The organism is Caulobacter sp. UC70_42 (genome assembly GCF_044056025.1).
GTDB lineage: Bacteria > Pseudomonadota > Alphaproteobacteria > Caulobacterales > Caulobacteraceae > Caulobacter.
In genome coordinates this window covers 452858-479104 of sequence record NZ_CP171994.1, presented here as the reverse complement: position 1 = coordinate 479104, position 26247 = coordinate 452858, and the positions used below count along the sequence as shown (strand labels likewise).

At 68.8% G+C, this 26247-nt stretch carries 18 protein-coding genes and 2 pseudogenes; 2 read left to right on the top strand and 18 right to left on the bottom strand.

Features of this window, described 5'->3' with window-relative positions; genetic code table 11:
- Positions 1 to 6 precede the first annotated feature (6 nt).
- The 6 genes and pseudogenes from xylD to ACHMW8_RS02625 all read right to left on the bottom strand — a co-directional run bounded on the left by xylD (position 7) and on the right by ACHMW8_RS02625 (position 7316).
- The gene (gene xylD, locus ACHMW8_RS02650; protein WP_125155502.1) at positions 7 to 1782 is read right to left on the bottom strand and encodes a xylonate dehydratase XylD; all 1776 of its coding nucleotides are present in this window, start codon (positions 1780 to 1782) and stop codon (positions 7 to 9) included.
- Positions 1775 to 2641, bottom strand: coding sequence for an SMP-30/gluconolactonase/LRE family protein (locus tag ACHMW8_RS02645; RefSeq protein WP_125155503.1), 867 nt, complete (start codon positions 2639 to 2641; stop codon positions 1775 to 1777). The genes xylD and ACHMW8_RS02645 overlap by 8 nt, the downstream gene beginning before the upstream one ends.
- Positions 2642 to 2734: 93 nt before the next feature.
- Positions 2735 to 3484, bottom strand: a complete 750-nt coding sequence (xylB, locus tag ACHMW8_RS02640) for a D-xylose 1-dehydrogenase (RefSeq protein ID WP_125155504.1) — start codon at positions 3482 to 3484, stop codon at positions 2735 to 2737.
- 5 nt (positions 3485 to 3489) lie between these two features.
- Positions 3490 to 4926: an aldehyde dehydrogenase family protein gene (locus ACHMW8_RS02635; protein ID WP_125155505.1), complete on the bottom strand. Its 1437-nt coding sequence runs from the start codon at positions 4924 to 4926 to the stop codon at positions 3490 to 3492.
- A 16-nt stretch (positions 4927 to 4942) separates the two neighbouring features.
- Complete coding sequence (locus tag ACHMW8_RS02630; protein ID WP_395444669.1) at positions 4943 to 6097, bottom strand: fumarylacetoacetate hydrolase family protein; 1155 nt, start codon at positions 6095 to 6097, stop codon at positions 4943 to 4945.
- A 162-nt stretch (positions 6098 to 6259) separates the two neighbouring features.
- Positions 6260 to 7316: pseudogene (locus ACHMW8_RS02625) on the bottom strand (LacI family DNA-binding transcriptional regulator).
- A gap of 87 nt (positions 7317 to 7403) precedes the next feature.
- Between ACHMW8_RS02625 and ACHMW8_RS02620 the strand changes: the two are divergent.
- Positions 7404 to 7916 carry a molybdenum cofactor guanylyltransferase gene (locus tag ACHMW8_RS02620; RefSeq protein ID WP_395444668.1) on the top strand — a complete coding sequence of 171 codons (513 nt, stop codon included), beginning with the start codon at positions 7404 to 7406 and terminating at the stop codon, positions 7914 to 7916.
- Here the strand turns inward: ACHMW8_RS02620 and ACHMW8_RS02615 are convergent.
- The 12 genes from ACHMW8_RS02615 to ACHMW8_RS02560 all read right to left on the bottom strand — a co-directional run bounded on the left by ACHMW8_RS02615 (position 7913) and on the right by ACHMW8_RS02560 (position 23720).
- Complete coding sequence (locus ACHMW8_RS02615) at positions 7913 to 9415, bottom strand: sulfite reductase subunit alpha (protein WP_395444667.1); 1503 nt, start codon at positions 9413 to 9415, stop codon at positions 7913 to 7915. The genes ACHMW8_RS02620 and ACHMW8_RS02615 overlap by 4 nt on opposite strands.
- On the bottom strand, positions 9415 to 10392 hold the full coding sequence (locus ACHMW8_RS02610) for an FAD:protein FMN transferase (RefSeq protein WP_395445874.1): 978 nt from the start codon (positions 10390 to 10392) through the stop codon (positions 9415 to 9417). Before ACHMW8_RS02610 ends, ACHMW8_RS02615 begins: the two co-directional genes overlap by 1 nt.
- 83 nt (positions 10393 to 10475) lie before the next feature.
- Entirely contained in the window at positions 10476 to 11369 is an 894-nt protein-coding gene (locus ACHMW8_RS02605; protein ID WP_395444666.1) for a DUF4198 domain-containing protein, read from the bottom strand.
- Between the two features lie 8 nt (positions 11370 to 11377).
- Complete coding sequence (locus tag ACHMW8_RS02600) at positions 11378 to 11896, bottom strand: DUF2271 domain-containing protein (protein ID WP_125155512.1); 519 nt, start codon at positions 11894 to 11896, stop codon at positions 11378 to 11380.
- An 11-nt stretch (positions 11897 to 11907) separates the two neighbouring features.
- The gene (locus tag ACHMW8_RS02595) at positions 11908 to 12537 is read right to left on the bottom strand and encodes a PepSY-associated TM helix domain-containing protein (protein ID WP_395444665.1); all 630 of its coding nucleotides are present in this window, start codon (positions 12535 to 12537) and stop codon (positions 11908 to 11910) included.
- Between the two features lie 35 nt (positions 12538 to 12572).
- Positions 12573 to 14549 carry an HWE histidine kinase domain-containing protein gene (locus ACHMW8_RS02590; RefSeq protein ID WP_395444664.1) on the bottom strand — a complete coding sequence of 659 codons (1977 nt, stop codon included), beginning with the start codon at positions 14547 to 14549 and terminating at the stop codon, positions 12573 to 12575.
- Positions 14550 to 14748: 199 nt separating this feature from the next.
- The gene (locus ACHMW8_RS02585) at positions 14749 to 15456 is read right to left on the bottom strand and encodes a 2OG-Fe dioxygenase family protein (RefSeq protein WP_125155514.1); all 708 of its coding nucleotides are present in this window, start codon (positions 15454 to 15456) and stop codon (positions 14749 to 14751) included.
- Positions 15453 to 15881: a group III truncated hemoglobin gene (locus ACHMW8_RS02580; RefSeq protein ID WP_395444663.1), complete on the bottom strand. Its 429-nt coding sequence runs from the start codon at positions 15879 to 15881 to the stop codon at positions 15453 to 15455. The genes ACHMW8_RS02585 and ACHMW8_RS02580 overlap by 4 nt, the downstream gene beginning before the upstream one ends.
- Positions 15882 to 16051: 170 nt before the next feature.
- Positions 16052 to 18472, bottom strand: coding sequence for a glycoside hydrolase family 3 N-terminal domain-containing protein (locus ACHMW8_RS02575; RefSeq protein WP_395444662.1), 2421 nt, complete (start codon positions 18470 to 18472; stop codon positions 16052 to 16054).
- 171 nt (positions 18473 to 18643) lie between these two features.
- The gene (locus ACHMW8_RS02570; RefSeq protein WP_395445873.1) at positions 18644 to 20443 is read right to left on the bottom strand and encodes a DUF885 domain-containing protein; all 1800 of its coding nucleotides are present in this window, start codon (positions 20441 to 20443) and stop codon (positions 18644 to 18646) included.
- 268 nt (positions 20444 to 20711) lie between these two features.
- Positions 20712 to 22658, bottom strand: a complete 1947-nt coding sequence (locus tag ACHMW8_RS02565) for a M61 family metallopeptidase (protein WP_395445872.1) — start codon at positions 22656 to 22658, stop codon at positions 20712 to 20714.
- A 198-nt stretch (positions 22659 to 22856) separates the two neighbouring features.
- On the bottom strand, positions 22857 to 23720 hold the full coding sequence (locus ACHMW8_RS02560; RefSeq protein ID WP_395444661.1) for a BON domain-containing protein: 864 nt from the start codon (positions 23718 to 23720) through the stop codon (positions 22857 to 22859).
- Between the two features lie 204 nt (positions 23721 to 23924).
- Here ACHMW8_RS02560 and dnaG point away from each other — a divergent pair.
- Positions 23925 to 25866, top strand: a pseudogene (dnaG, locus tag ACHMW8_RS02555) (DNA primase).
- Positions 25867 to 26247 lie beyond the last annotated feature (381 nt).

Sequence of the window (26247 nt, the reverse complement as noted above, 5' to 3'; positions counted from 1 at the left end):
TTGGTTCTAGTGGTTATGCCGGGGCAGCTTGGACGCCAGGTCCTGGTACTTGACGGCGAACTCCAGCACCCCGCCGGTCTCCAGCTGGCCCGTATGGGCGCGGTAGATTTCCTGCCAGGGGGTCATGGTCGCCGGGACGGCCGGAATGCCTTCCTTCCGGCGCTCGGCGATGGTCGCCTCGTCCACCAGGGCGTCGCAGCGGCCGGTATTGAGGTCGATGCGGATGGTGTCGCCGGTGCGCAGCCACGACAGACCGCCGCCGATGGCGCTTTCCGGCGAGGCGTTGAGGATCGAGGGGCTGTCGGCGGTGCCTGACTGGCGGCCGTCGCCCAGCGTCGGCAGGGACATGATCCCCTTCTTCAGTAGGTGATCCGGCGGCTGCATGTTCACGACCTCGGCCGAGCCGGGCCAGCCGATCGGCCCGGCGCCGCGAATGACGAGGATGCAGTGCTCGTCGATCCCCAGGGCCGGGTCGTTGATCCGGGCGTGATAGTCGTCCGAGCCGTCGAACACGATGGCGCGGGCTTCGAAGATATCCTCCTGGCCCGGCTGGCTCAGGTAGCGCTTGCGGAAGTCGGCGCCGATGACGCTGGACTTCATGATGGCGAAGTCGAACAGGTTGCCCTTCAGCACCAGGAAGCCGGCCTTCTGCGCCAGCGGCTCGGCGTAGGGGAAGATCACCTCGCGGTCGCTGGTTTCGCGGCCCTCGAGGTTTTCGGCCATGGTCTTGCCGGTGACCGTCAGAACGTCGCCGTGCAGACGGCCCTGTTGCAGCAGCTCCCACAGCACGGCGGGGGCGCCGCCGGCCCGGTGGAAGCGCTCGCCCAGATACTTGCCGGCCGGCTGCATGTTGACGATCAGCGGGATGTCGTAGGCCGCGCGCCAGTCGTCGGCGGTGATTTCCAGGCCCGCGTGGCGCGCCATGGCCGCGATGTGCGGCTGGGCGTTGGTCGAGCCGCCGGCCGCCGCCACCAGGGCGATCGCGTTCTCGAAGGCCTTCTTCGTCAGGATGTCGAGCGGTTTGACGTCTTCATACGCCAGGTCGACGATCCGCTGGCCGGTCTTGTAGGCCATCTGGCCGCGCTCGCGGTAGGGGGCCGGGATGGCGGCGCAGCCGGTCAGGGACAGACCCAGGGCCTCGGCGACGGCGTTCATGGTCGAGGCCGTGCCCATGGTGTTGCAGTGACCGGCCGACGGCGCCGACGAGGCGGCGCGGTCGATGAACTCTTCCTCGGTGATCTCGCCGGCCGCCAGCTTGCGGCGCGAGCGCCAGATCACCGTGCCCGAGCCGACCAGCTCGTTCTCGTGCCAGCCGTCCAGCATGGGGCCGCCCGACAGCACGATGGCCGGGATGTTCACCGTGGTGGCGGCCATGATGCCGGCGGGCGTGGTCTTGTCGCAGCCGGTGGTCAGGACCACGGCGTCGATCGGATAGCCGTGCAGGGTCTCGACGAGGCCCAGATAGGAGAGGTTCCGGTCCAGCGCCGCCGTCGGTCGACGGCAGTTCTCGAAGATCGGGTGGACCGGAAACTCCATGGGGATGCCGCCGGCGTCGCGAATCCCGTCGCGCACCCGCGTCACCAGATCCAGGTGGATGCGGTTGCACGGCGAGATGTCGCTGCCGGTCTGGGCGATGCCGATGATCGGCTTGCCGCTGCGCAGCTCCTCCGGCGTGATCCCGTAGTTCATGAAGCGCTCCAGATAGAGCGCCGTCATGTCGATGTGGTCGGGATTATCGAACCAATCGCGGGACCGGAACCGGCGGGGCGTACGGTTAGACAAGGCGTACCTCGTATTGCGGCTGACCCGCGACATCGACCTGCACGGCGAACAGACCCCCGGCCAGCGGATACTGGGCCAGGGTCTCGTCGCTCAGGTCCTTGCGAGCGGTGGTGAAGAACAGGGTCTTGAGGTCAGGCCCGCCGAAGCAGGGCTTGGTGACGTTGGGCGCGGGCAGCTCGATGCGGGCCACGGCCTCGCCTGTCGGGGCGAAGCGGATGGCGCCGAAGCCGCCCCACAGGGCGGTCCACAGATAGCCCTCGGAATCGACCACCGAGCCGTCCGGATAGACGTCGTCGCCGACGGCGATCTGCACGAAGACGCGCTTGTTCGACAGCAGGCCGTCCTCGGACAGGTCATAGGCCCAGATCGTCTTTTCCAGGGTGTCGGTGTGGTAGAAGGTCTTGCCGTCGGGCGAGACGCACGGGCCGTTGGTGATGCAGATGTTTTTCTCCATCCGCGCGACGCCGTGGGCGTCCATGCGGTAAAGCGAGCCGGTCTTGTCGGTTTCGCCGTCGTGCATGGTGCCGAACCACAGGCGGCCCTTGGTGTCGACCGTGGCGTCGTTGGGGCGGTTGTTCAGCGCCGCATCCTCGATCTCGAGGAAGCGCTGGAAGCCGGTCGCGACGTGGAACCTGTGCAGGCCCGACTTCAGGCCGGCCACGAAGCCGCCGCCGCCGGCCAGCGGCGCCAGGAAGGTCACCGGCTCGGACGTGTTGACCACCAGGCCCTCGCCGCTGGCGGGGCTGTAGCGGTGAACCTTGTGGCCCTTGATGTCCACGAACCACAGCGCATTGCCGGTCCAGATGGGACCCTCGCCCAGAGTGGCCTTCAGATCCCAGACGCAGGTGGCGGCGCTCATACTCGAAGTCTCCGTAGAACCGGTGTTGGCCGTTCGATAAGGCGGGGAGGGCTTTCAGGGAAGTCCTCCTTTCGTCGAACGGGCCGATCCCGGTTAACGCCAGCCCGCGTCGATCCAGTATTCGTGACCGGTGCAGAGCGAGGCGTCGTCCGAAGCCAGGAACAGCACCAGCGAGGCGACGTTCTCCGGCGCGATGCGGCCCTTCAGGCACTGAGCCTTGACGATCTCGGCCTCGCCTTCCGGCGTATACCACTTCTCCTGGCGCTTGGTCTTGACGTTGCCCGGCACCACGCAGGTGACGCGGATGTCGTCGGGGCCCAGCTCGCGGGCCAGGGCGCGGGTCATGCCCTCGATGCCCGCCTTGGCGGTTTCGTAGAGGACCAGATCCTCCAGGCCCAGGTGCCAGCTGATCGAGCCGAAGTTGATGATCGCCCCGCCGCCGCGCTTGGCCATGCCGGGCGCGACCGCCTGGGCCGCGAACACCATGTGGCGCAGGTTCACGCCGATGCGGTTGTCCCAGTATTCCGGCGTCAGGTCGGCCAGGGTATGGCGGTCGTCGTTGCCGGCGTTGTTGACCAGCACGTCGACGTCGCCGATCTCGGCGAAGGTCGCCTTCAGGGCGGCCAGGTCCATCAGGTCGCAGCGCTTGTAGACCGGCGCGATGGCCGCGCCCTCGGACAGTTGCGCGACCAGGGCGGTGGAATCCGCGTCGACGATGTCGAGGAAGATCACCTCCGCGCCTTGGCGCACGAAGCCGGCGACGAGGCCGGCCCCGATGCCCGAGCCGCCGCCGGTGATGACGACGCGCTTGCCCTTCAGGCTGGGATAGATGGCGGAGGACATGCTGCTTAGGACCACGAGTAGGAGGTTTTGGTCTGGGTGAAGAACTCGACGGCGGCGAAGCCCTGTTCGCGCGCGCCGTACGAGCTGCTCTTCGTGCCGCCGAACGGCACGTGATAGTCGACGCCGGCCGTGGCCAGATTGACCATGGTCATGCCGGCCTTGGCGTGACGCTGGAAGTGGCGGGCGTATTTCAGCGAGGTCGTGGCGATGCCGGCCGACAGGCCGAACTCGACGCCGTTGGCGATCTCCAGGGCCTCCTCGTACGACCCGACGCGGATGGTCGAGGCGACGGGCCCGAAGACCTCTTCGTTGTTGATCCGCATGCCGGCTTGCGTGTCGGCGATCAGGGTCGGCTGCACGTACCAGCCCGGATTGTCGAGCTTCAGGCGATCGCCGCCGGTGACTAGGCGGCCGCCTTCGCCCTTGGCGATGTCGATGTACTTGTACGACGTCTCCATCTGGTCTTCGGAGACGGCCGGGCCGATCTGGGTGCTGGGGTCCAGAGCGTCGCCGACGCGCAGGGCGGCGACCTTCTCGGCCAGCAGAGCCACGAACCTGTCGTGGATGCCGTCCTGGACGATCAGGCGCGAGCTGGCGGTGCAGCGCTGGCCGGTGGCGTAGAACGAACCGTCCAGGGCGATGGCGACGGCGCGTTCCAGATCGGCGTCGTCCAGGATGATCAGCGGGTTCTTGCCGCCCATCTCCAGCTGCACGCGGGCCTGGCGGGCGACGGCTGCGGCGGCGACCTGGGCGCCCACGCCCTGCGAGCCGGTGAACGAGACGCCGTCGACGTCCTTGTGCTTGACCAGGGCGTCGCCCATCGATCCGCGACCGAACAGCATGTTGAACACGCCGGCCGGCGCGCCGCATTCCATCATGATATCGGCCAGCACGTTGGCGGTGGCCGGGGTCGGGCCGGCCGGCTTGATCACCACGGTGTTGCCGAAGGCCAGGGCCGGAGCCGCCTTCCAGGCCGGGATGGCGATCGGGAAGTTCCAGGGGGTGACCAGGCCGAACACGCCGACGGCCTGGCGGTAGGTCTGCACCTCAACGCCCGGACGGGTGCTCTCCAGGTTCTGGCCGTGGCGGCGCAGGGCCTCGCCGGCGAAGTACTTGAAGATGCGTCCGGCGCGAACAGTTTCGCCGATCCCTTCGGCGACCGTCTTGCCTTCCTCGCGGGCCAGCAGGCGGCCGATGTCGGCGCTGCGGGCGATGATGGTCGAGCCGACCTTGTCCAGCAGGTCCGAGCGGACTTCGGGCGAGGCTTCCGACCAGGACGGGAAGGCTTTCTTGGCCGCGTCGACGGCGGCGTCGACCTCGGCCTGGCCGCCCATCGGCACCTTGGCGACGACGTCGTTGGTGTTGGACGGGTTCAGGCTTTCGGCCGGGGCGTCGGCCGCGACGCGTTCGCCGCCAATGTAGTGGCGCAGGGTGTCGGTCATGCCGATGGTCCTTCGATTAGAGCAGGCCGCGGCCGGCCAGGTTGCGGATCAGGGCCGAGATGCCGAACGTCCACGGCTTGGCCTTGTCGCAGGTGGTGACCTCGTTCTCGAGCACGCCCAGTTTCGGCGTCGAGACGCGCACCCGGTCGCCGACCTTGTGGGTGAAGCCCTGGCCGGGCGTGTCGCGATCCTGGATCGGCGCGAACATGGTGCCCAGGAACAAAGCAAAGCCGTCCGGATACTGGTGCTGCTTGCCATAGGCCTGGCCGGCCAGCACGGCGGGGTCGCGGCTGATCAGGCTCATGTTCGACTTGCCGTCGAGCACGAAGTTGTCGCGGCCGGTGATCTTCAGCTCGACCTCGGCCGAGCGGACGTCGTCCAGGGCGAAGGTCTCGTCGAACAGGCGGAAGAACGGACCGATGGCGCACGAGGCGTTGTTGTCCTTGGCCTTGCTGAGGAGCAAGGCGCTGCGGCCTTCGAAGTCACGCAGGTTGACGTCGTTGCCTAGCGACGCGCCACGGATCTGGCCCGAACCGTCGCACAGCAGCACGACCTCCGGCTCGGGGTTGTTCCAGTGGCTGTCGTAGCGGACGCCGACATGGTCGCCCCAGCCCATCGACGACAGGGTCGGGCCCTTGGTGAAGATCTCGGCGTCGGGGCCGATGGCGACCTCGAGATACTGCGACCACAGGCCGTCCTTGATCAGGGTCTGCTTCAGGCGCTCGGCGCCCTCCGAGCCCGGGTTCACGCTCTTCAGATCGCCGCCCATGCTGGCCGAGAGCTGTTCGCGGATCTTCAGGGCGGCGGCGGCGTCGCCGCGCGCGCGTTCCTCGATCACCCGCTCCAGGGTCGAGACGGCGAAGGTCACGCCGGCGGCCTTCAGGCACTGCAGATCGACGGGGGCGAGCAGCTTCACGGCCGCCGCGCCTTCGGGGTCTTCCCAGATGGGGCGGATGTCGAGGGCTTCCAGCGGACCCTTGTCCTCGCCGCGCGGGATTTCGGAGCCGGGCGGATAGGCGTTCATCAGGTCGGCGACGGTCGGGGCGATCTTCGAGACGTCCTCGACGCGACCGCCGCGCACCAGCACGGGCGTCGGGCCATCGCCGAAGTCGATGCGGCCCAGCAAGGTCGCGCTTTCCCAATCTTCCGGAAGGAATTCACTCACGCCCACGGCGTCGTCTCCCCAAGTTCGAGCGTCTGGAAGCTGCCGACACGGCGGCGCTCGTTCATCAGGATCTTGGTAGCGCTAACATGTCTAACTCGCAAGCGACTTGTCAGACCAATCCGCCAAACGCCGTGTTCCGCGCCGAGGGCGCTGGCGGGAGAGGGTGATCTACCGCGCCACGGGCCCGCTGGAATCCCGCACGATCAGGGTGTGGGGATGCATCAGCTGCCTCGGCTCGCCGCTGCCGTCGCGCTTGCGGCGGATTTCTTCCAGGACCAGATCGACGGCGGCGCGGGCCATGGCGGCGATCGGCTGGTGGACGGTGGTCAGGGCCGGCCAGATGTTGTCGGCGATCGATGTGTCGTCGAAGCCGACGATCGAGACGTCGCCCGGCACGTCCAGGCCCAGCCTGTGCGCCAGGCCCTCGGCGGCGGCGGCCATGTCGTCGTTGGCGGCGAAGATCGCGGTCGGGCGCGGCTCGGCGGCCAGCAGCCGTTCGGCGGCGTCCAGGCCCGAGCGATAGGTGAAGTAGCCCCTGCTCGACCCGGATGTCCTCCATGGGGACTCCGGCGGCCTTCAGGGCGGCCATGAACCCGTCCAGGCGCTGCTGGCTGACCGTCTGGTTCGGGTGGCCCTTGATGAAGCCGAAGCGCTTGTGGCCCAGGCTGATCAGGTGCTGGGTCAGCTCGTAGGCGGCGGCCTCGTTGTCGATGCGGATGGTGGCCATGTCGGCGCTGGCCGTGCCCGGGGCGACGGCCACGGCGGCGGCGCCGGCGGCGCGGATCTCGGCCAGCACCTCGGGCGACTCGCACAGCGGCGGCGGCAGGATCAAACCGTCGACGCCGGTCTTCAGCAGGCGGGCCAGGGTGGCGCCGGCCAGCTCCGGTTCGGCGCATTTCTCGATGACGATCTGGGCGCCGGTGCGGCTGCTCTCGTCCAGGGCTCCGACCAGGAACTCCGACAGATAGCCGGTCGAGGGGTTGTCGTAGAGCAGGCCGATGCGGAAGGGCGCGCTGCCGGCCAGGCTGCGGGCGGCGGGGTTGGGCGCGTAGTTGAGGTCGGCGATGGCCTGTTCGACCAGGGCGCGGGTCTCGTCCTTGACGGTGCTCTCGCGGTTGATGACGCGCGAGACGGTCATCGGCGAAACGCCCGCCCGGGCGGCCACGTCGCGGATGGTGGCGCTCTGGGTCGTCCGACGACGCTGACGCTCGACAGGCTGGCTCATTCTTACTTCGTCCCTTTGCGCGGCGGACACTAGACCGCTTCGGGCACAGCTTGGAAGACCGGCGCCAAATCCTGCTAAGACGCGGGCATGACCAAATTCGGCGCGATCATCCTGTGCGGCGGCGCGTCCCGGCGAATGGGACGCGACAAGGCCTTGCTCGATTGGGACGGCGCGCGGGCTGTGGACCGGGTGGCGACCTTGGCCAAGGCGGTCGGCGCGGAGGCGCTGGTGACGGCGGGAGCGGATCTGGGCCTGCCGTGGGTCGCCGACGACGAGGCGTTCGCGGGCCCGGTCGGCGGGGTGCTGGCCGGGGCGCGGGCGCTGGGAACGGCCCGGCTGCTGGTGCTGGCGGTGGATGCGCCGACCGTGACGGCCGAGGATCTGGCGCCGCTGCTGATGGGCGGCGGCTATTACGAGGGTCTGCCGGTTCCGATGGTGGTCGAGGCGGGCGCGATCCCGGGCGACGCCGAGGCCGGGTGGCCGCTGCGGCGGTTCGTGGAGCGGGCGGGGCTGATGGCGCTGCCGGTTCCCGAGGCGGCGAGGGACCGGCTGCGCGGGGCGAATACGCCGGAGGAGCGGGCCAGCCTGCTCAAGCGCTAGTACACGTCCCGCCGATACCGCCCCTCGTCGGTCAGCCGCTCCAGCGTCTCGGCGCCCAGCACCTCGACCAGGGCCGCGTGGACGTCGCGCGACATCCCCTCCAGCGATCCGCAGACATAGATGGCCGCGCCGTTGGCGACCCAGCGGCGCAACACGTCTGCCGCCGCGCGCAGGCGGTGCTGGACATAGATGCGGTCGGCCTGGTCGCGCGAGAAGGCCAGGTCGACGCGGTCCAGAAGGCCCGAAGCCCGCCAGCCCTCGATCTCCTCGCGGTGGAAATAATCGTGGGCGGCCGTCCGTTCGCCGAAGACCAGCCAGTTCCAGCGGACGCCCAGGGCCGCGCGGGCCTTCAGGTGAGCGCGCAGCCCGGCCAGGCCTGTTCCCGAGCCGATCAGGATGAGTGGGCGCGAAGCTTCCGGGGCGTGGAAGCTCCGGTTGGTTCGCACGCGGGCGTCGATCATCCCGCCGACCTCGGCGAAGCGGCACAACCAGCCCGAGCCCAGGCCTGGAGCGCCGTCGGCGCGGGGCGTCAGGCGGACGATCAGCTCGACTCCGCCATCAGAGGGCAAGGACGCGATCGAGTATTCGCGGTGCGGCAGCGGCGTCAGGCGCTCTGCCAGAGCTTCGGCCGAGAGACCGCGCAGGGCCTCGATCGCGGCGGGCTCGTGCGGCAGGCGCAGGCCCGACAGGGTGTTGGCTGTTTCCGGAGGAAGACCGAGCGCGGCGACCTCGGCGGGGTTGTTGCGCGGGCCGATCTCCAGGATGTCGCCGGCTTCCCAGGTCGCGCCGTCTGTTGGGGCGAGGCGGACGTGCCAGGCCTCGCCGCCGGGGCTGCCGGGATTGAGCAAGGTCCTCTCGGCCAGGGTCCAGCGACCGTAGGCCGGACGGCTCCAGTCGGGCGCGTCGGTCACGCCGGTCAGCAGGCTCAACTGCCCTTGCCAATGGCGCAGGGCGGCCGGATCGCCGTCGTCGACGTCGACCCGGTCGAACAGCGGCGCGGCGCCGGACCGCGACAGCCAGGCGTCGAGCTCGCGGCCGAACGCGCAGAACGCGGCGTAGGTCGAGTCCCCCAGGGCCAGCACGCCGTAGCGCAGGCTGGACAGGTCGACGCCGTCCTTCATCACGTCGCGGATGAAGGCGCGGGCTGGGTCGGGGGCGTCGCCCTCGCCGGTGGTGCTGACGATGAACAGGGCGCGGCCGGTCAGGTCGGCGGCGGTGACGTTCGCCAAGTCGCGCAAGGTGACGGGCGCGCCAGCCGCGGCCAGGGCCCGTGCGGTGGCGTTGGCCAGTTCCTCGCCGAAGCCGGTCTGGCTGGCGAAGGCGACCAGAACGGGTTCGCCCGGGCCCTGCGACAGGGCGTCGGCGGCCTGGCGCGTGGCGGCGCGGCGCAGACCTTCGCGCACGGCGATCCCGGCGCAGAACAGGGCGTAGATGCCAGCCACGGCGCCGGCCTCGATCAACCGCCGCGTTTCGGGCGGGAAGGCGGAGAAGTCGACCATCAGTCCAGCATCGCTCGTAGGGCCGGCGAGAGGCGCTCTTCCAGCCCGTCGCTGCGTCCGCTGACGATCAGGGCCGCGAGGTCGTGCTCGGCGGCGAAAGCCAGGGCGGCGTCGGGGGACATGACCGTCAGGGCCGTGGCCCAGGCGTCGGCGCTCATGCAGTCCTTGGCCAGCACCGTGACACTGACGGTCGCGTGGGTGGTCGGCGCGCCGGTGGCAGGGTCCAGGGTGTGGGCGTAGCGGCGGCCGTCGTGGTCGAAGAACCGGCGATAGTCGCCCGAGGTGGCGACGGAGAGATCGTGCAGAGCGACGACGGTCTTCTCGGCGTCATTGGCGGCCAGGCCCTTTGGCGGCGGCCTTTCTAGCTCGACCCACCAGGGCTGGCCGTCAGGCTTGGCGCCGACGCCGCGCAACTCGCCGCCGACCTCGACGAGGTAGCTCTTCACGCCGGCCCGATCGAGGGCGGCGGCGGCCTGGTCGACCCCGAAGCCCTTGGCGATGCCGTTGAGGTCGAGACGAACGCCGCCGGGCTGCAACAGGGCGTCGCCGTCCAGCGTCAGGCGCGTCCAGCCCACGGCGTCACGCAGCGGGATGATGTCACCGGCCAGCGGCGGCCCTCCCGAAAACGGACGGGGGCCGAAGCCCCAGAGGTCGGTCAGGGCCTCCAGGGTCGGGTCGAAGGCGCCGTGCGACCGTTCCGCCACTTCAATAGCCCGGCGCAGGACGGCGGCCATCGCGGCGGGCAGTTGGGTCCAGGTCCCGGGCGCGGCGCGGTTGTAGCGAGAGAGGTCCGACAGCGGCTCCCAAGGGCTCATCTCGGCGACGACCGTATCGAGGGCGCGCTGGACCATCGCCTCGAGGGCAAGGAGGTCGGTGGTGGCCGGCAGCACGGCCTTGACCGACCATGTCGTCCCCATGGTCGCGCCGCCGAACGCGCGAACGGTCCCGCCGACGGGGCGGGCGGGCGGCGTGGTCATGGCGGGGATAAGGACGCGGGGCATGGCCATTCAGATCGAACCCTTCCCCCTTGATGGGGGAAGGGAGCATTCAGCAGTCGATCTTACGGCCGTTGGGCTTCGATCGTGGCGGTATAGCTGGCGCTGTAGCCGTCGCCGGCCAGCGGCGTGGCCGGGGCTTGCTGACCCCCGCCCATCCCGCCGCCGGGCCCGCCCGGGCCAGGACCGCGACCCGGCATGGCGCCGGTGCGGACCGTGGCGTTGATCCAGTACATGCCGGCTTCCGGCAGGGTGAACTTCAGGACGCCGTCGGGGCCGGTCTTCACCTTGACGTCAGGACGCGGGCTATAGCGCGAACCGCCTTCGGCGATGGTCACTTCGAGATCGGCGGCGGGCTTGCCGTCGATCAGGAACTTGAAGCTGGCGGGCTCGCCGGCGACCAGGTCGTTGGGGTGGGTGATCGGCGCGAGTTCGAGACCCTTGCCGGTCGGCTTGAACACCTCGGTCGTCGGCTTGTCGCGGGTGACGAAGGCCTCGTTGCGGTTGAAGCTCTTGATGGTCTTCAGGTCGGCGGCGCCGGCGGGGACCTGCTTGGCGAAGTCCTCGGGCGAGCCGCGGAAGCGCTTGACCTCGCCGTTCTCGGTGTAGCTGGCCATCACGCTCTGGCTGGCCGAGCCGATCTTCCAGGTGCCCGGCTTGGTCAGGGCCACGTCGAAGGTCGAACGGTACTTGCCCGTCGCGCCGTTCTGGATCTTGTCGATCGCGCCGTCGGGCGCGGTGACGACCAGACCGTCCAGGCGCATGGCGTTATGGTCGGGATAGAACAGCTCGTTGGAGATGGCCGCGTCGAACGTCACCCAGACGTCGCCCGACAGCACGGTGGCCGACGGTACGATCCAGCCCCGGTGGGCCGAGGCGGTCATCGGCAGGGCGAGGGCGGCCACGCCGCCAACAAGCAGGTAGGCTGCGGCGGCCAGCAGGCGCTTCTTGAAGGTCATGGCTTTTCTCACTTCACGGAAACGGTGACGGCGCCGAGTTCCGAGGAACCCTTGACCGTGGCGGGCTTGCCGGGCTTGCCCCAGACGAACGGCACGCGGACGGCCTCGTGGCCGCCGACCTCGCGGGCGGCTTCGACGACCAGGTTGTAGGCGCCGGGCTTGAGGTCCTTCAGGGCGCCCTTGGAGCCGGCGAAGACCAGCTTCTGCGGCCCTGGCGCGCGCGTCGCGCCGCTGACGCCGTCGGTCGGGAAGCTCATTTCGCGGCCGGCTTTGCGCCACCATTGGCGCATGTCCTTCAGCCACTTGGCGCCTTTGTCCTCGCGGTTGTCGGCGTCGTACCAGACGGCCAGGGTGCCGGCGGCGGTGCTGTCGGCCGGGTTCTCGATCCAGATCGAGACGTAGGGCTTATGGTACTCGGCGACCGTCAGCTTCGGCACCTCGACGGTGACGTTCAAGTCCGCGGCCAGGGTCGGCGCAGCGCCAGCGGCGGCGCCAGCGAAAGTCAGGAGTGAGATCGAACGCTTCACGGGGTCTGCCTCTAAAGGTGGACGAATAGGATGACGAGAATGACGGGGACGACCAGGCCCAGCCCGACCAGCGGCCAGGTCAGAGGCCGGGCGCGGGCGTGGAACTGCAGCAGGATCAGGCCGGTGACCGTGAAGATCACGCAGGCCAGGGCGAAGATGTCGATGAACCAGCTCCAGGCCTTGCCGGAATTGCGGCCCTTGTGCAGGTCGTTGAGCAGCGAGATCGCGCCGCGCGTGGTTTTCTCGTGCTCGACGGCGCCGGTCTCGCGGTCGATCGAGACCCAGGCGTCGCCGCCCGGCCGGGCCAGGGCGACATAGACCTCGTCGGCCGACCACTCGCCCTCACGCCCCGCCACCTCGGCGCCGACGGCCTTGTCGAGAAAGGGCTCGAGCGCGACGGGCAGGGGCCGCTTGCCCTCTTCGGGACCCTTGGCCAGCAGGGCCAGCAGGTCGGGCGGCAGGGTGGCCTTGCGGGACACCACCACGGGCTTGGCCTCGATCTGGCCGGCGTGGTTCAGGGTGAGGCCGGTGATCGCGAACAGCAGCATGCCGATCAGCGACAGGGCCGCGCTGATCCAATGCCACTGATGCAACTGCTTCAGCCAGAAGGATCGACGATGCTGATCGGCGGCGGATTTCACGGCGTCCTGACGAACCTGGCGATGGAGGCTCGTCCTTACTTGAGAACGAATTGCAATTTCAAGCCACAAGACTCGCCGGGGCGGCCCACGGCCAAAGAAAGCGGAACCCTTACCGCGCCGGCGCCGCCGCGCCGCGGGCGAGGGCGCCCAACAGGGTGCTCGCCGCCACCGGCTTTCTCAGAACGGGACCGTCGTCGACATCGGGCTCCTGGTAGCCCGTCAGATAGACGAAAGGGATGCGCCGGTTGGTCAGGGCCGCCGCCACCGGTGTGATCAGGCGGCCGCCCAGATTGACGTCCAGCAGGGCCCGGTCGATCGGCTGGCCGTCGTCCAGCAGGCCCAGGGCCTCCTCGATCGTGCCGGCCGGGCCGACGACCTTGGCGCCGGCGGCGGTCAGGACGCGGGCAAGCTCCATGGCGACGACGGCCTCGTCCTCGACCACCAGCACGCGCTGGTCGCGCAGGGCCGGGCTGTCGTCGGTCGCCAGCCCGGGACGATAGGCCGGAATGCTCTCGGCCGCGCGGGCCTGGACGCCGGTCAGGATGTCGAGTTCGGACCTCCAGGCCCTCGGGGCGCCAGTCCAGGGTCACGCGGGCGGCGGCCTGTTTCACCGCGCTCTCGATCAGGGTCGAGCCGAAGCCGCGCCGTTGGGGCGGGGTGACCCGCGCGCCGGCTTCCTCGCGCCAGACGAGGCGCAGCGCGCCGTCTCCATCCCAGCGCCAGGTCACCGACAGCCGACCCTCCGGCCGGGCCAGGGCGCCGTACTTCGACGCGTTGGTGGCCAGCTCGTGCAGCACCAGGGCCAGGGACTGGGCGCCCTGGGCGTCGATCAGGACCGGCGGGCCCTCGATGACCAGTTGCTCTTCGCCCCCAACGCCATCCGCGCAGCGATAGGGGTCCAGCTCCAGCCGCAGCAGGTCGTGCAGGTCAACGCCGCTCCAGCGGGCGTTCGACAGCAGGCTATGGGCGCGGGCCAGCGAGCCGATGCGGCCCGACAGCGCCTCGACATACTGTTCCTTGCTATGAAACGGGGTCAGCTGGGCCAGGGACTGGACCACGGCCAGGACGTTCTTGGCGCGATGGTCGACCTCGCGGATCAACAGGCGCTCGGTCTCGACGGCGCGCTTAAGGGCCAGGTCCGAGCGGGCTCGCTCGCTGGAAATCCAGATCAGTTCGGCCACGTCGGCGACGAAGGCGATCTCGTCGCTTGAAAAGGCGCGCGGTTCATCGTGCGCCAGGAACAGATAGGCCGACAGCCGTCCGGCCTTGATCAGCGAGATGGTCATGAAGGCCCGCACGCCGAGGGCGGCATAGGCCTCCAGGGCGTCCGTGGCGTTGGTGCGATCGTCCAGGGCCACGTCGCCCACCGCGACCACGCGTCCCGCGCGCATGTCGGCGCTCATCAGGGGGCCGAAGTCCTCGAGGTGGATCCGCTGTCCGCTCAACCGCGCGACGCCGCGATCGGTCCCGCCGTCGTCGGCGACGATGTCGGCCAGATCGTTGACGAGATCCATCTCCGCATAGCCGGCCCGGGCGACGCCGAACTGCTCGGTCAGCATCCGCGCCGCGGTCTGGGCGATGACGATGGGATCGGCCTCGTCGCGCAGCTTCTGGCCGAGATCCAGCAGGGCGCCGCGGCGCCGCTCGCCGGCCAGCATCCGTTCAAGTTCGGCGGCGGTCTTCCTGCGGTCGGTGATGTCGTTGACCAGGACGTAGTAGCCGGGAATCTCGCCGTCGCGGGCGATATCGGGAACGTACTGGGCCTCGATGTGGCGGGCGCCAGCGCCTTGGTAGTTGTGTTCGGCCTCGAAGGTGACGCTCTCGCCGGCCAGGGCGCGGGCCGCGTGATCCCGCACCAAGTCATAGGCTTCCGGACCCAGGACCTCGGCCAGGGTCTTGCCCTCGATCTGCGAGCGGTCGACCCCGAACCAGCGCTCGTAGGCGCGGTTGACGAAGCGATAGCGCTGCTCGCGGTCGACATAGCTGATCAGGATCGGGACGGCGTCAGCCATCGCGCTGGAGAAGACGGCGCGCCTTTCCCCCGGCGCCTTGGTCAGCGGCGAACAGGGGGGCTGGCCTTGGTCGTCTCGAGACATACGCGGACGCTCAATCCTGTCGAAGGGGCCAAGCCTCACCGTGTCACGTTGTGATCACGGTCTAAACGGGTGAGCGGTGAGGCAAACGGTCGCAGGCGCAACCGCGCCGCGAGCTCTACCGTGCGACGTCCGAGCCCTGCCTGTATGTGACGACCAGCACATCGCGCAGGGCGGGCAGCTCCGGATCGTGCGGCCGGATCGGCGTGACGCCGTGCAGCACGCGGTGGTCATCCAGGAAAACCGCGTCGCCGGGCGCGGTCAGGGTGAAGGAGCCCAGGCTCGTCCCGTCGGGGGCGTAGATGTCGGTGACGCCGCTGTCGACGTTGCGGCGATCCACCAGCATGACGATCACCCAGTCGACGCCGTCGCGATGCGCGCCCTCGGGCGTCGGCAAACCCGCCTCGTCGGCCCGGGCCTCGATGCGGAACTGGTGGAGTTCGACGTGCCACGGCGTGGCTGGGGATCCCGACAGCGGATGGAAGCGCTCCAGGCCGGCGCGGATGACGCCTTGCGTCACCGGGTGCTCGGCGATGGCGTCGGTGACCGGCTCGAACCAGCGCTGCACGCCGCCGTTCAGCGGGTTGTAGTCGCGGCTCTGCCAGTGCGGCTGGTGCGGCTTGCGCGCGATCTCGCCGGGCGCGGCGGCGAAGGCCGCGAACCGCCGGCGACGATAGCGGCCGCCGTCGGCCATGAAGCCGTCGAGGGGAAGGTCGTTCCAGCTTTCGGCGAAGGCCGGCCACTGGGCCATGGCCTCGGGGCCGAGCAGGGCTTGGGTCTCGGCGGCTTCGAAGCGGACGAAGCCGTCGTCGGCCAAGCCGCTCAAGCGACCGCGTCCGGCTTGAAGAACACGCCGAGTTTCAGGCTGCGGGCGATGCGCTCGGCCTTCTGGCCGACGATGGCGGCGCGCGGGGCGTCGAACAGCTCGACGCAGGTCTGATGGAAGAGGTTCAGCCACGGCATGAACAGGCCCTCGGTCAGCCCCTCGACGTGCTGATGGACGGTCACCGGCTGGCCCTTGTAGCGGCCGGAGGTGTTCAGCACCGACGACCAGAAGTCCTTCAGGGTCGCCAAGTGCGCGGGCCAGCCGTCCTCGCCGATCGCCCTCTCGAAGATCGGGCCCAGGCGATGGTGACGGCGGACGCGCGCATAGAAGGTCTCGACCAGGGTGTCGATCTCGGCGTCGGTGAACGCAGCGGCGTCGGCGCGGGCCAAGGCGGCGCGAGTATGGGCGCAGTCGGAAGCGGACATGGCCGTGATATGGGCCCTTACGCGCCGGGACTGAACCCCGCCGCGATCAAACTTGGCTTTCGATTGTTACCTAAGGGGGGCGGAGACGCCGGCCCTATTCCTCTCGTCATCCCGGCCGCGGCGCGGCCCGGGATGACGAGGAATGATCGAGGTGAGTGAAGCTGGACGCCTCAGGCGACGGTGAGCGTCGCCTTCTTCAGGTCCACGGAGTTCGGCCCGACCAGGATCGAGAAGTCGCCCGGCTCGACGACGCGCTTCATGTCGAGGTTCCACATCCACAGGTCCGACGGCTTGATCTCGAAGCTCACCGTGGTCCTGGCGCCGGCCGCAAGGGTCACGCGCTTGAAGTGCTTCAGCTCCAGCACCGGACGGGTGACCGAGGCCTGCTCGTCGTGGATGTAGAGCTGGACGACCTCGTCGCCGGCAGCCTTGCCGGTGTTGGTCACGTCAACCTCGACCTTGACGGTCTCGCCCTGGCCGATCTTGGCCTTGGCCAGGCGCGGGGCGCCGATGTCGAAGGTGGTGTACGAGAGACCGAAGCCGAACGGATAGAGCGGGCTGGTGTCGCCGCCCAGATAGCCGCGGCGGGCCGTGGGCTTGCGGTTGTAGTAGATCGGCAGCTGACCGACGTCGCGGGCGATGCTGACCGGCAGCTTGCCGCCCGGATTGGCGCGGCCGAACAGGACGTCGGCGGCGGCGTTGCCGGTCTCCTGGCCCAGGTACCAGCCCTCGATGATGGCGTCGGCGCGCTGGGCCAGCAGGTTGATCGACAGCGGGCGGCCGTTCAGCAGGAACACCACGGTCGGCTTGCCCAGGTCGAAGATCGCCTTGGCCAGGTCGTTCTGCTGGCCGATCAGGTCGAGGCTCTCGCGATCGCCCAGGTGGTTGTCGGCCCAGGCCTCGCGGCTGGTCTGTTCGTTGTCGCCCAGCACCATCACGACGACGTCGGCCTTCTTGGCGACCTCGACGGCCTCGGCGATCAGCTTGGCGTTGACGGCCGGATCGACGAACTTGACGGCGTCCTGCGCCCAGATGCGTTCTTCGGTGATGCGCACGGCCTCGGCGTAGTCGAGCGCGAAGCCCTGGGCCTTGGCCTCCGCGGTCAGGCCCTCGTGGATCGAGACCACGTGGCGCGGCACGTCCGAGTAGCCGCCGATCGGCGTATCCTTGGCGTGTGTGCCCAGGAGGGCGAGGCGCTTGATCTTCTTGCCGTCCAGCGGCAGCACGCCCTTGTCGTTCTTGAGCAGCACGACGGCCTTGCGTGCGGCCTCGCGGGCCAGGGCGACGGCGTCGGGCGTCGCGGTCTTGGCGTCGGCGGTCTTCTCGTCGCAGTAGGGGTTCTCGAACAGGCCGCCTTCGAACTTCATGGTCAGGACGCGGGCCACGGCGGCGTCGATCTCGAACTGCGGGATGCGGCCGGCCTTCACCAGTTCGGGGATCAGGACGTAGGCCTCGCCGTCGGGCAGCTCGACATCGACGCCGGCGTGCATGGCCATCACCGCCGTCTCGCCGAGATCGGTGGTCAGCTTGTGGCGGGCGATCAGCTCCTTGATCGCGAAATAGTCGCTCTGGACCGAGCCCTTGTAGCCCCACTCCTCGCGCAGGATCTTGGTCAGCAGCCAGCGGTTGGCGTGCGAGGGGACGCCGTCGATCTCGTTATACGACGGCATGACCGCGCGGACGGGCAGCTCGGTCACGGCGCGTTCGAACGGCGGGAAGAAGTTCTCGCGCAGGGTGCGCTCGGCGATCTGGGCCGGGCCGACATTGGTGCCGTTCTCGGGCTGGCCGTGGCCGGTCATGTGCTTGAGGGTGACGAAGACCTTGTCCTTGGCCAGCGGCAGGGTGGTCCCCTGGAAGCCGCGGATGGCGGCCAGGCCGATCTCGGCGCAGACGTGCGGGTCCTCGCCGTAAGTCTCCTCGATGCGGCCCCAGCGCGGGTCGCGGGCCACGTCGACCACGGGGGCGAGGGCCAGGTTGGAGCCGCGGGCGCGCATCTCGCGGGCGGCGACGGCGAAGATCTTCTCGGTCAGATCGGTATCGAAGGTCGAGGCCAGGGCGATGGCCTGCGGGAAGCTGGTCGCGTCACGGGCGACGTAGCCGTGCAGCGCCTCGTCGTGCATCAAGAGCGGGATGCCCAGGCGCGTCTTCTCCACGGCCCACTTCTGGGCGGCGTTGGTGTAGCGCGCGGTCTCCTTGGCGTTGCGGTTGACCGCGCCGTCGTCGGCGCCGGCGGCCGCGTCGATCACCGTGGCGGGCTTGGCGCCCTTGCGGTCGGACGGGCGCGAGATCTGGCCCAGGCCGTTGGGGAAGTTCTTGCTGGCCTCTTCGGCCGAGAACTCGCCCTCGGGGGTCTGGATCTTGTTCTTGGTGAGCCAGATGCCGATCAGCTGGGCGGCCTTCTCTTCCAGCGTCATGCGGGAGAGCAGGTCCTTGACCCGGGCGTCGATCGGCTGGGCCGGGTCTTTGTAGAGCGGCTTGCCGCCGGACGTCTTGGGAGCCTTGTCGGCGGCTTGCGCCAGGCCGGGCATGGCGGCGGCGGACAGCGCCGCGAGGCTCGCGCCGAACAGGCGGCGGGTGAGGGTGGTGGTCATCCGTTTGTTTCCCCGAAGGTGCGCAATGGCCGACGGCTCTGGGGCCGCCTTCGTCAAGGCACTATGGAGGCGGTTGTCTGACCACTCAAGTCAGAAATGGTACCGGTCTCATTTTCCCGATCGCCGTCATTCCCGCCCTTGTGGCGGGAATGACGGAGTTATTTAGGTCGCTCACCCCTGCCAGCGGTCGATCACCCCCTCCAGCACCGTCAGCGGCGCGGGGCCGACCATCAGCGCGGTGTCGTGGAAGCGCTTGATGTCGAACTTGCCGCCCAGGCGCTTCCTGGCGCGCTCGCGAGACGCCGCCCAGACGGTGTGGCCGACCTTGTAGGAGCAGGCCTGACCGGGATTGGCGCAGTAGCGCTCGACCTCGCGGGAGATCTTGCCCACCGAGTCGCCGCCGGTCTCGACCATGTAGGCGATGGCCTTCTCGCGGCTCCAGCCCTTGGCGTGGAGGCCGGTGTCGACCACGCAGCGCGAGGCGCGGAACAGGCGCGCCTGGTACATGCCCAGAAGGCTGAGGTCGTCGCCCTCGTACATGCCCATTTCCATGGCCACCTGCTCGGCATAGAGCGCCCAGCCTTCGGTATTGGCCGAGAAGCCCATGTTCTGGCGCAGTTTGGGCAGGTTGCTCTGGGCGACCAGGGCCAGCTGGAAGTGGTGACCGGGGGCGCCCTCATGGTGGATCAGGGTCGCCAGCGACAGGCGCGGCCACTCGGCCGTGTCCTTGAGGTTGATATAGACCGCGCCCGGACGCGAGCCGTCCAGGGCCGGCCGCTCGTAATAGGCGCCCGACGAGCCGGCCTCGGTGTAGGTCGGCACGCGACGGACCTCGACCGGGATCTGGGGCATCAGGCCGAACCATTTCGGCAGCTCGGGCTGAAGCTTGGCCAGCCGTCCGCGGCAATAGTCGAGGATCTGGGCGCGGCCCTCGTCGGTGTTGGGGAACACCTGGTCGGGCTGAGCGCCGAGGCTGGCCATCCGCGCGCCGACCGACCCTTGCGTCAGGCCGCGCTTCTTGAGGATCTCGTCCATCCGCGCCTGGATCTCGGCGCCTTCGTCCAGGCCCAGGCGGTGGACTTCCTCGGGGGTTTTGTTGGTCGTCGTGTAGATCTTCAGCAGGGCGGCGTAGAAGGCGTCGCCGTCCTTCAGGCGGCCGATGCCGGCGTCGTGGACGGCCTTGGGCCGCATGGCCTGCAGGGCGGCGATCTGACGGTCGAGGGCCGGCTGGATCTCGCCGGTCAGGACCTTTGCGGCCTGGACGTCGTAGTCGCCATACTGTTTGGCGCGACGGGCGGCCGAGGCGACCAGCACGTTCTTGTCGACCGGGATGGCGCGAAACTGGGTGAGCTGGGCGATGGCCTTGTCGACCATGAAGTCCGACGGGATCACGCCCTTGGCCGCGTCGGCGCTGGCCCGTTCGGTCTCCTGGTCGAGCACGCCCGCGAAGGCCTTCATACGGGCGATGTACGTGTCGGCGTCGGCGGCCGACTCGATCTTGTGCTTGCTGTCCAGGAAGTTGGGCGTCGAGATATAGGCCCCATAGTACTGGGTCAGCACGAACGGTCGCGAGCCAGAGCCGTAGTCGAAGCGCGAGGTCCCTTCGCGGGCCTCGTAGTTGAACAGGGCGGTGTCGTAGTTGATGGCGTCGTCGCCGGTCAGGGCCTTGCGGTCGATTGTCTTCAGGCGGGCGATGCGCTTGGCCGGCTCGGCGCGGTCGCGCTTCCAGGCGGCGATCGAGCGGTCCGAGAGTTTCGAGCGGGCGTCGGCGTGCTTGCCGATGTCGAGGCCCAGGTTCGTGGCCTGCTCGGGGCTGTCGCTCAGGTCCTCGTCGAAGAAGGCGTCGAACAGCGCGTACAGCTGTTCCTTCGGTGTGGCCGCCGAGGCTGGACGCGCTGTTGCCCCAAAGCCGGCGGTAAGGGCGGCGGCCGCCGTCCCCATCATGATCTGACGACGGTCGAGCATGGTGATCCCTGACGCTGAAACGCCGCGGCCCCCGAGCCCGGCGGGGCGCATCGTTCCCTCGCTGTCACGCGAGCGTCAATGTCCGGACGAAAAAATGGGGCGGGTTCAAACCGGACGCAAAAAAGGGCCCGCTTGGGAGAGGGGGCGGGCCCTTTTCGGTACGCGTTCAGAGGGATTGAACAGTCAGGAAGGTGACACAGGTGTCGGCTTCCCGCCCTTCCCCAAATCGTCGCAGGCTGCGAGTGGATCGCAACCTGACGGCGAATTTCGTTAACTATTTGCGCGGTGTCAGGATGTCGCCGAGACGGTCCGGGGTCCCGGCGATCCGCTCCAGGCGCGGGTAGCGCAGGCCGCCGCGATAGTCGATCTTGACCATCCTGTAACGACCGCCGTCCTTGATCAGCAGCTCGACCAGCTGACCATCGGGCTTGGCGGCGGCCTTGACGGCGGCCTTGAGCTTGTCACCGTCGAACTGCTCGCCGTTGACGGCCACGACCGTGAGGCCCTGGGTCAGGCCGGCCTTGAACGCGGGGCCGCCCCACTGCACGTCGGTCAGCACGCCGTCAGAACCCACCGTCAGGCCCAGCGAGTAGCTGAGCGGGGTATTCTTGGCCTTGGTCTCGGCCGACTTCATGAACTCGGTGGGGGTGTCGGTATAGACCACCTTGTAGCCGCCGCGCTCGAAGCCATCCAGCGGGGCCTTTTCCTGGACCTCCTGGATGCGGGTCTTGAGGAAGGTGGCCCAGTCATAGGCGTAGACGCCGTTCAGCGCGCCGACCACGTCGTCGAACGTATAGGTCTTCTCGCTGTACGAGCCGTTGTCGACGCCGAAGAAGGCCTTGGCGAAGTCGTCCAGCGACTTCTTGCCGCCGGTCTTCTCGCGGATCAGGGTGTCGGCGTCGAGCCAGACCAGCAGGCCTTCCGAATAGTAGTCCTCGCTGCGCTGCCAGGAGAGCCACGACAGCGGCTTGCGGTTGGCGATGATCGGGTCGTTGGTGGTGTCCTGCACCGGACGCCAGTCGCGGCCGCGGCGGTTGTCATAGACGGCGGCCGTGGCGGCCAGCGAGTCCATCGCCTGCTGCTTGGTCAGCAGGCCCGAGCGGGCGGCCAGCACGTTGCCCCAGTACTGGGTCTGGCCCTCATAGACCCACATCATGCTGTCGCGCATCGGCACGTTCAGGTTCGGAGTCCACAGGTCGGCGGCGCGGCGGAACTTGCCGTTCCACGAGTGGGTGTATTCGTGGCTCAGCAGGTCGCGGCCGACGAAGTTCTTGTCCCACTCGTTGAAGTACTTCGGGGCGACGCGGTTTTCGCTGGAGCGATGGTGCTCCAGGCCGATGCCGCCCAGCTTGTCGGACATCGCCACCAGGAAATCGTAGTGATCGTAGTGGTGCGAGCCGTAGAGCTTGTAGGCCTGCTGGACGAGGTCCTTGTGGATCTGGATGTATTCCGGCTTGGCCTCGAGGTTCTCGGGGCTGTCGGCGATCAGGTTCAGGCGCACCGGGGCCGGGCCGGTGGGGTCCAGCTCGACCGACTTGAAGTACTTGCCGGCCATCATCGGCGAGTCGACCAGGATTTCGACATTGGTCGGCTTGAAGGTCGTGACCTGGCCCTCGGTCTTGGCGGTCTCCAGGGCGGTGGCGAACTTCCAGCCTTCCGGCAGCTTGACGCTGGCCTCGATCGGAATCTGGCGGGTGTAGTAGCCGGCGGGATACATGGTCACCTGCAGCCACTGCAGGTTCAGCATCTCGGGCGTGACCTCGATGCGGCCGACCTTGCCCTCGACGGCGGTCAGGAACTGGTAGCTGATCTGCAGCTCGGTGACGCCGGCCGGGACGTCGACATGGAAGGCGTGGACGCTGACCACGTCGCGGGTCCAGGGGATGCGCTTGCCGTTGGCGGTGACCACCAGGCCGGCCAGCTTGTCCAGGTCGTTGCGCGGGGAGTGGCCGCCCGGGACCCACTGCGGATACAGGAACACGAAGTCGCCGGCCTTGCTGACCGGCATGGTGGTGGTGACGTTCCAGATCTTGCGGTCGAGATCGGTAGCGTCGACGGCGACCTTCAGCGTGCCCGCCGTGTACGGGACGTCGCGCGGGGCTTCGATCGGCGGGGTCGGGGGCGCGGACTCCGGCAGGGGAGAAGTCTGGGCCATAACCGCCGTTGCGGCCAGGGACAGGACGGAGACCGAGAAGAACAGCGCTTTCACGAAACACCCCAGTGCGGCGCGCGGGCGTGCTCCCGCGACGAGAAGCCGGGATGTTTGTGGCGTTAATACTCGCTTGTCGAGGGCAAGTTGGCCGGACGGGCAAGAACGTGGGTATGCGGCCTGGTTTGCGTTTCGGCGTTGAAATCAAGCGTCGGAAGGGTAACGCGAAAAGGCGCTCCGCCCGTCGGTCACGGGCGGAGCTTTTGGCCCTTAACCCAGCGGCGACGCCGGAACCGTGGTCGCCGTCGTGTCGGTCCCGCGGTCGACCCGCAGGTTGTTCTGCACGTTGTCGACGCCCGAGACGCTCTCGGCCAGGGCCTCCGCGCGTCTCTTGTCCTCGCGCGAGCGGACCGTGCCGGTCAGGGTGACGTCACCGTCGGAGACCGCGACCTCGATGCCGTTGGCGTCCAGCCAGCTGTCGTCAGTCAGCCGGTCGCTGACATCCTCGCGGATGCGCTCGTCCGAGCGGCGATAGCCCTTGGGGCCGCGCCCGCGATGGGCGCCGTCGGCCTCGCGGCGGCGCAGGGCGTCGTGGTCGCCCATCCAGGAGGAGACCTCGTCGCGGGCCCGGTCGAACCAGGTGCGCTCCTCGTGGCGGGGGCGCTGGTCGCGCGGGCTGAACGAGCGATAGGGATTGTAGTCACGGCCATAGGCGCCATCGCGATCCGGGCGATCGCGGTCGCGCGCATCGAAATAGCGCTCGTCGCCATAGTCAGGCGTGCGGCCCGAATAGCCGCTGGAGCCGTAGTCGCCGGTCGCGCCGCCGAAGTCGTGGCCGCCCACACGGCCATAGTCGCCTGGCGAGCGATAACCCGTCGCGCCGGCGCCGTAGTCCGCGCCAGAGCGCGCGCGGCCATAGCCGATGTCGCCGCTCGCTTGCGCCGCCCGAAGGAATTCGCCGCCGTGGCGACGCGGGCCGCGCTCGCCGCGATAGCCGCCTTCGTTGCGGTGAGAGGTGTCATAGGCCGGATCGTGACGTCGCGCGGCGTCGTAGCCGTAGCCTTGCTGCCGGTCGAAATCGCCGTCGGCTTCGACGTCGAAGCGGCCTTCGCGGTCATTCCATCTCTGGGGCATGGGTCTTCTCCGTGGCGGGCTTGGAAGCTTGGGGCGCGTCGAGGCGCTCCGGCTTTCAAAACGGAGAGGGCGGACGCGATGTTCCTAATGCCGAGCTTGAGATATCCACAGACTCGCCAAACTTGTGGGCGAAGGACCTACGTCCGATATCTGCGCCGCCGCGCTTCACTATGATGCGCGTTCACCGATCGGCCCCCAGCCTCAATGCGTTTCGACGACCGCTTCCTCGAAGAACTGAAGTCCCGCCTTCGCCCGTCCGACGTCGTCGGCAAGACGGTGAAGCTGCGGCGGCAGGGGCGCGAGTACGCGGGTCTGTCGCCGTTCACCAAGGAGAAGAGCCCGTCGTTCTTCGTCAACGACGAAAAGGGCTTCTATCACTGCTTCTCCAGCGGCAAGCACGGCGACATCATCAGCTTCCTGCAGGAGACCGAGCGGCTGACCTTCGCCGAGGCGGTCGAGCGTCTGGCGGCCGAGGCCGGCATGAGCCTGCCCGCCGTCGACCCGCACGCCGCCCGCGAGGAGCAGAAGCGCTCGTCCCTGGGCGACTGGATGGAGCTGGCCGCGGCCTGGTTCGAGGCCGAGCTGCGCCGCCCGGTCGGTCAGGCCGCCCGCGCCTATCTGGAAAAGCGCGGCCTGCCCGAGAAGGAGTGGAGCCGCTTCCGCATTGGCTTCGCGCCCAACAACCGCACGGGGCTGAAGGACTATCTGGTCGCCAAGGGCGCCAAGCCGGGGCGATCTGGTCGACGCCGGGGTGCTGATCTCGCCCGAGGACGGCGGCCAGCCCTATGACCGCTTCCGCGACCGGATCATCTTTCCGATCACCGACACCCGGGGGAAGGTGGTGTCGTTCGGCGGCCGGGCCATGGACCCCAACGCCCGCGCCAAATACCTGAACGGTCCCGAGACGGAACTCTTCCACAAGGGGCGGGTGCTCTACGGCCTGTTCGAGGCCCGCAAGATCCTGCACGACGGCCAGAGCGGGGGCGGCCAGTTTGGGGGCAAGCCGCCCATGGTGGTGGTCGAAGGCTATATGGACGTCATCGCCTGCCAGCGCGCCGGCGTGCCGGCCGTGGCGGCCATGGGCACGGCCCTGACCGAAGAGCAGATGGAGGGGCTGTGGCGCCTGCATCCGACGCCGACCCTGTGCTTCGATGGCGACAAGGCCGGCCAGCGCGCCGCCCACCGCGCCATCGATCGCGCCCTGCCGCTGCTGAAGCCGGGCCGCTCGTTCCTGTTCTCCATGCCGGTCGGCGGCAAGGATCCCGACGACATACTGCGCGATCAGGGGGCGGCGGCGCTGAAGGCTCAGCTCAGCGACACCAAGCCCTTCGTCCAGGCCCTGTTCGAGCGCGAGCGCGACGTCGAGCCCTTCGACACCCCCGAGCAGCGGACGAACCTGAAGGTCCGCCTGCGCACCCTGGCGGCGACCATCGCCGACAAGGACCTGGCGCACGCCTATAAAGAGGAGCTGCTGGACCGTCTCGACGAGATGCGGGCGGCGCGACGGGTCAAGAACGACGCCAGCGACGCGGGCCGGCAACTGTCGCGCCAGCGTTGGGACAACACGCCCCGCAAGTTCGGCAAGCCCCGGATCGAGGGCTCCACGGCCGAGGGGCGCGCGGCCGCCCAGGCTCTGCAGCACGCCCCCAAGCCAATCTCGGCGGCTCTGCTGATCGCCGCCATCCGCGATCCCAAGGTCGTCGACGACCGCATCGAGGTCTTGATGAACCAGGGCCTGGGCGACGCGCGCCTGGACGGCATCGCCCATGAGCTGGTCAACCTGCGCATGGAGGCCGACCACGTGGAGAGCGGCATGGTGCGCGGTCGTCTGGCCTCGATCGGCTACGACGCCGGCGCCCTGGCGCTGCTGGAGCGCTCCGCGGCCGGCGTGCGGGCGCTGGACGTGACCCACAGCGCCGCCCAGAACCCGGAGGAGGCCATCCGCGTCCTCTGGTCGCAGGCCTTCGACCTTTTGATCCGCCTGACGGCCCTGGAGCGCGCGGTCGACGACGCCAAGACCGACCTGGTCGACGACAGCGACTTCCAGACCCTGCTGCGCCTGAAGACCGAAAGGGACGCGGTCAAGCGCCTGATCGACAGCGGCGGTTGGACCGATCCGGAGATGGTTTCGCAGGTCCTGCACTAGGTTTCTCCCGCTCCGGGGTTGGTCGGGCGAACGCAAATGTTTGCGGTTGCAGGGCCGTCCCATCTTGACACCGGCGTCACCCAAAGCCATTTGCCGACTCAAGGATTTGCCAAGCAGCTGATTGACATCGCTCGGGCCGCCGTCGCGCGCGCCCTCATCGAAACAGGATGTCACCCTCGCCGTGGCCCCAGGTCCCCAGCGGTCGCCGACCCGATCAGGGAAAGCGTCAGGCCGCGCCCACGCCATATGGTCTCCGCCGGGTCTCTCGCGGAGCGCTCATACATGGCGAATACGGGCGCCCTTGGCGAATTCTGACGGGAACGTGATCCTTGGGAAAGCGCTGAACTTCAAGACGCGCGCGACGGGCAGGCGACTCCTTTT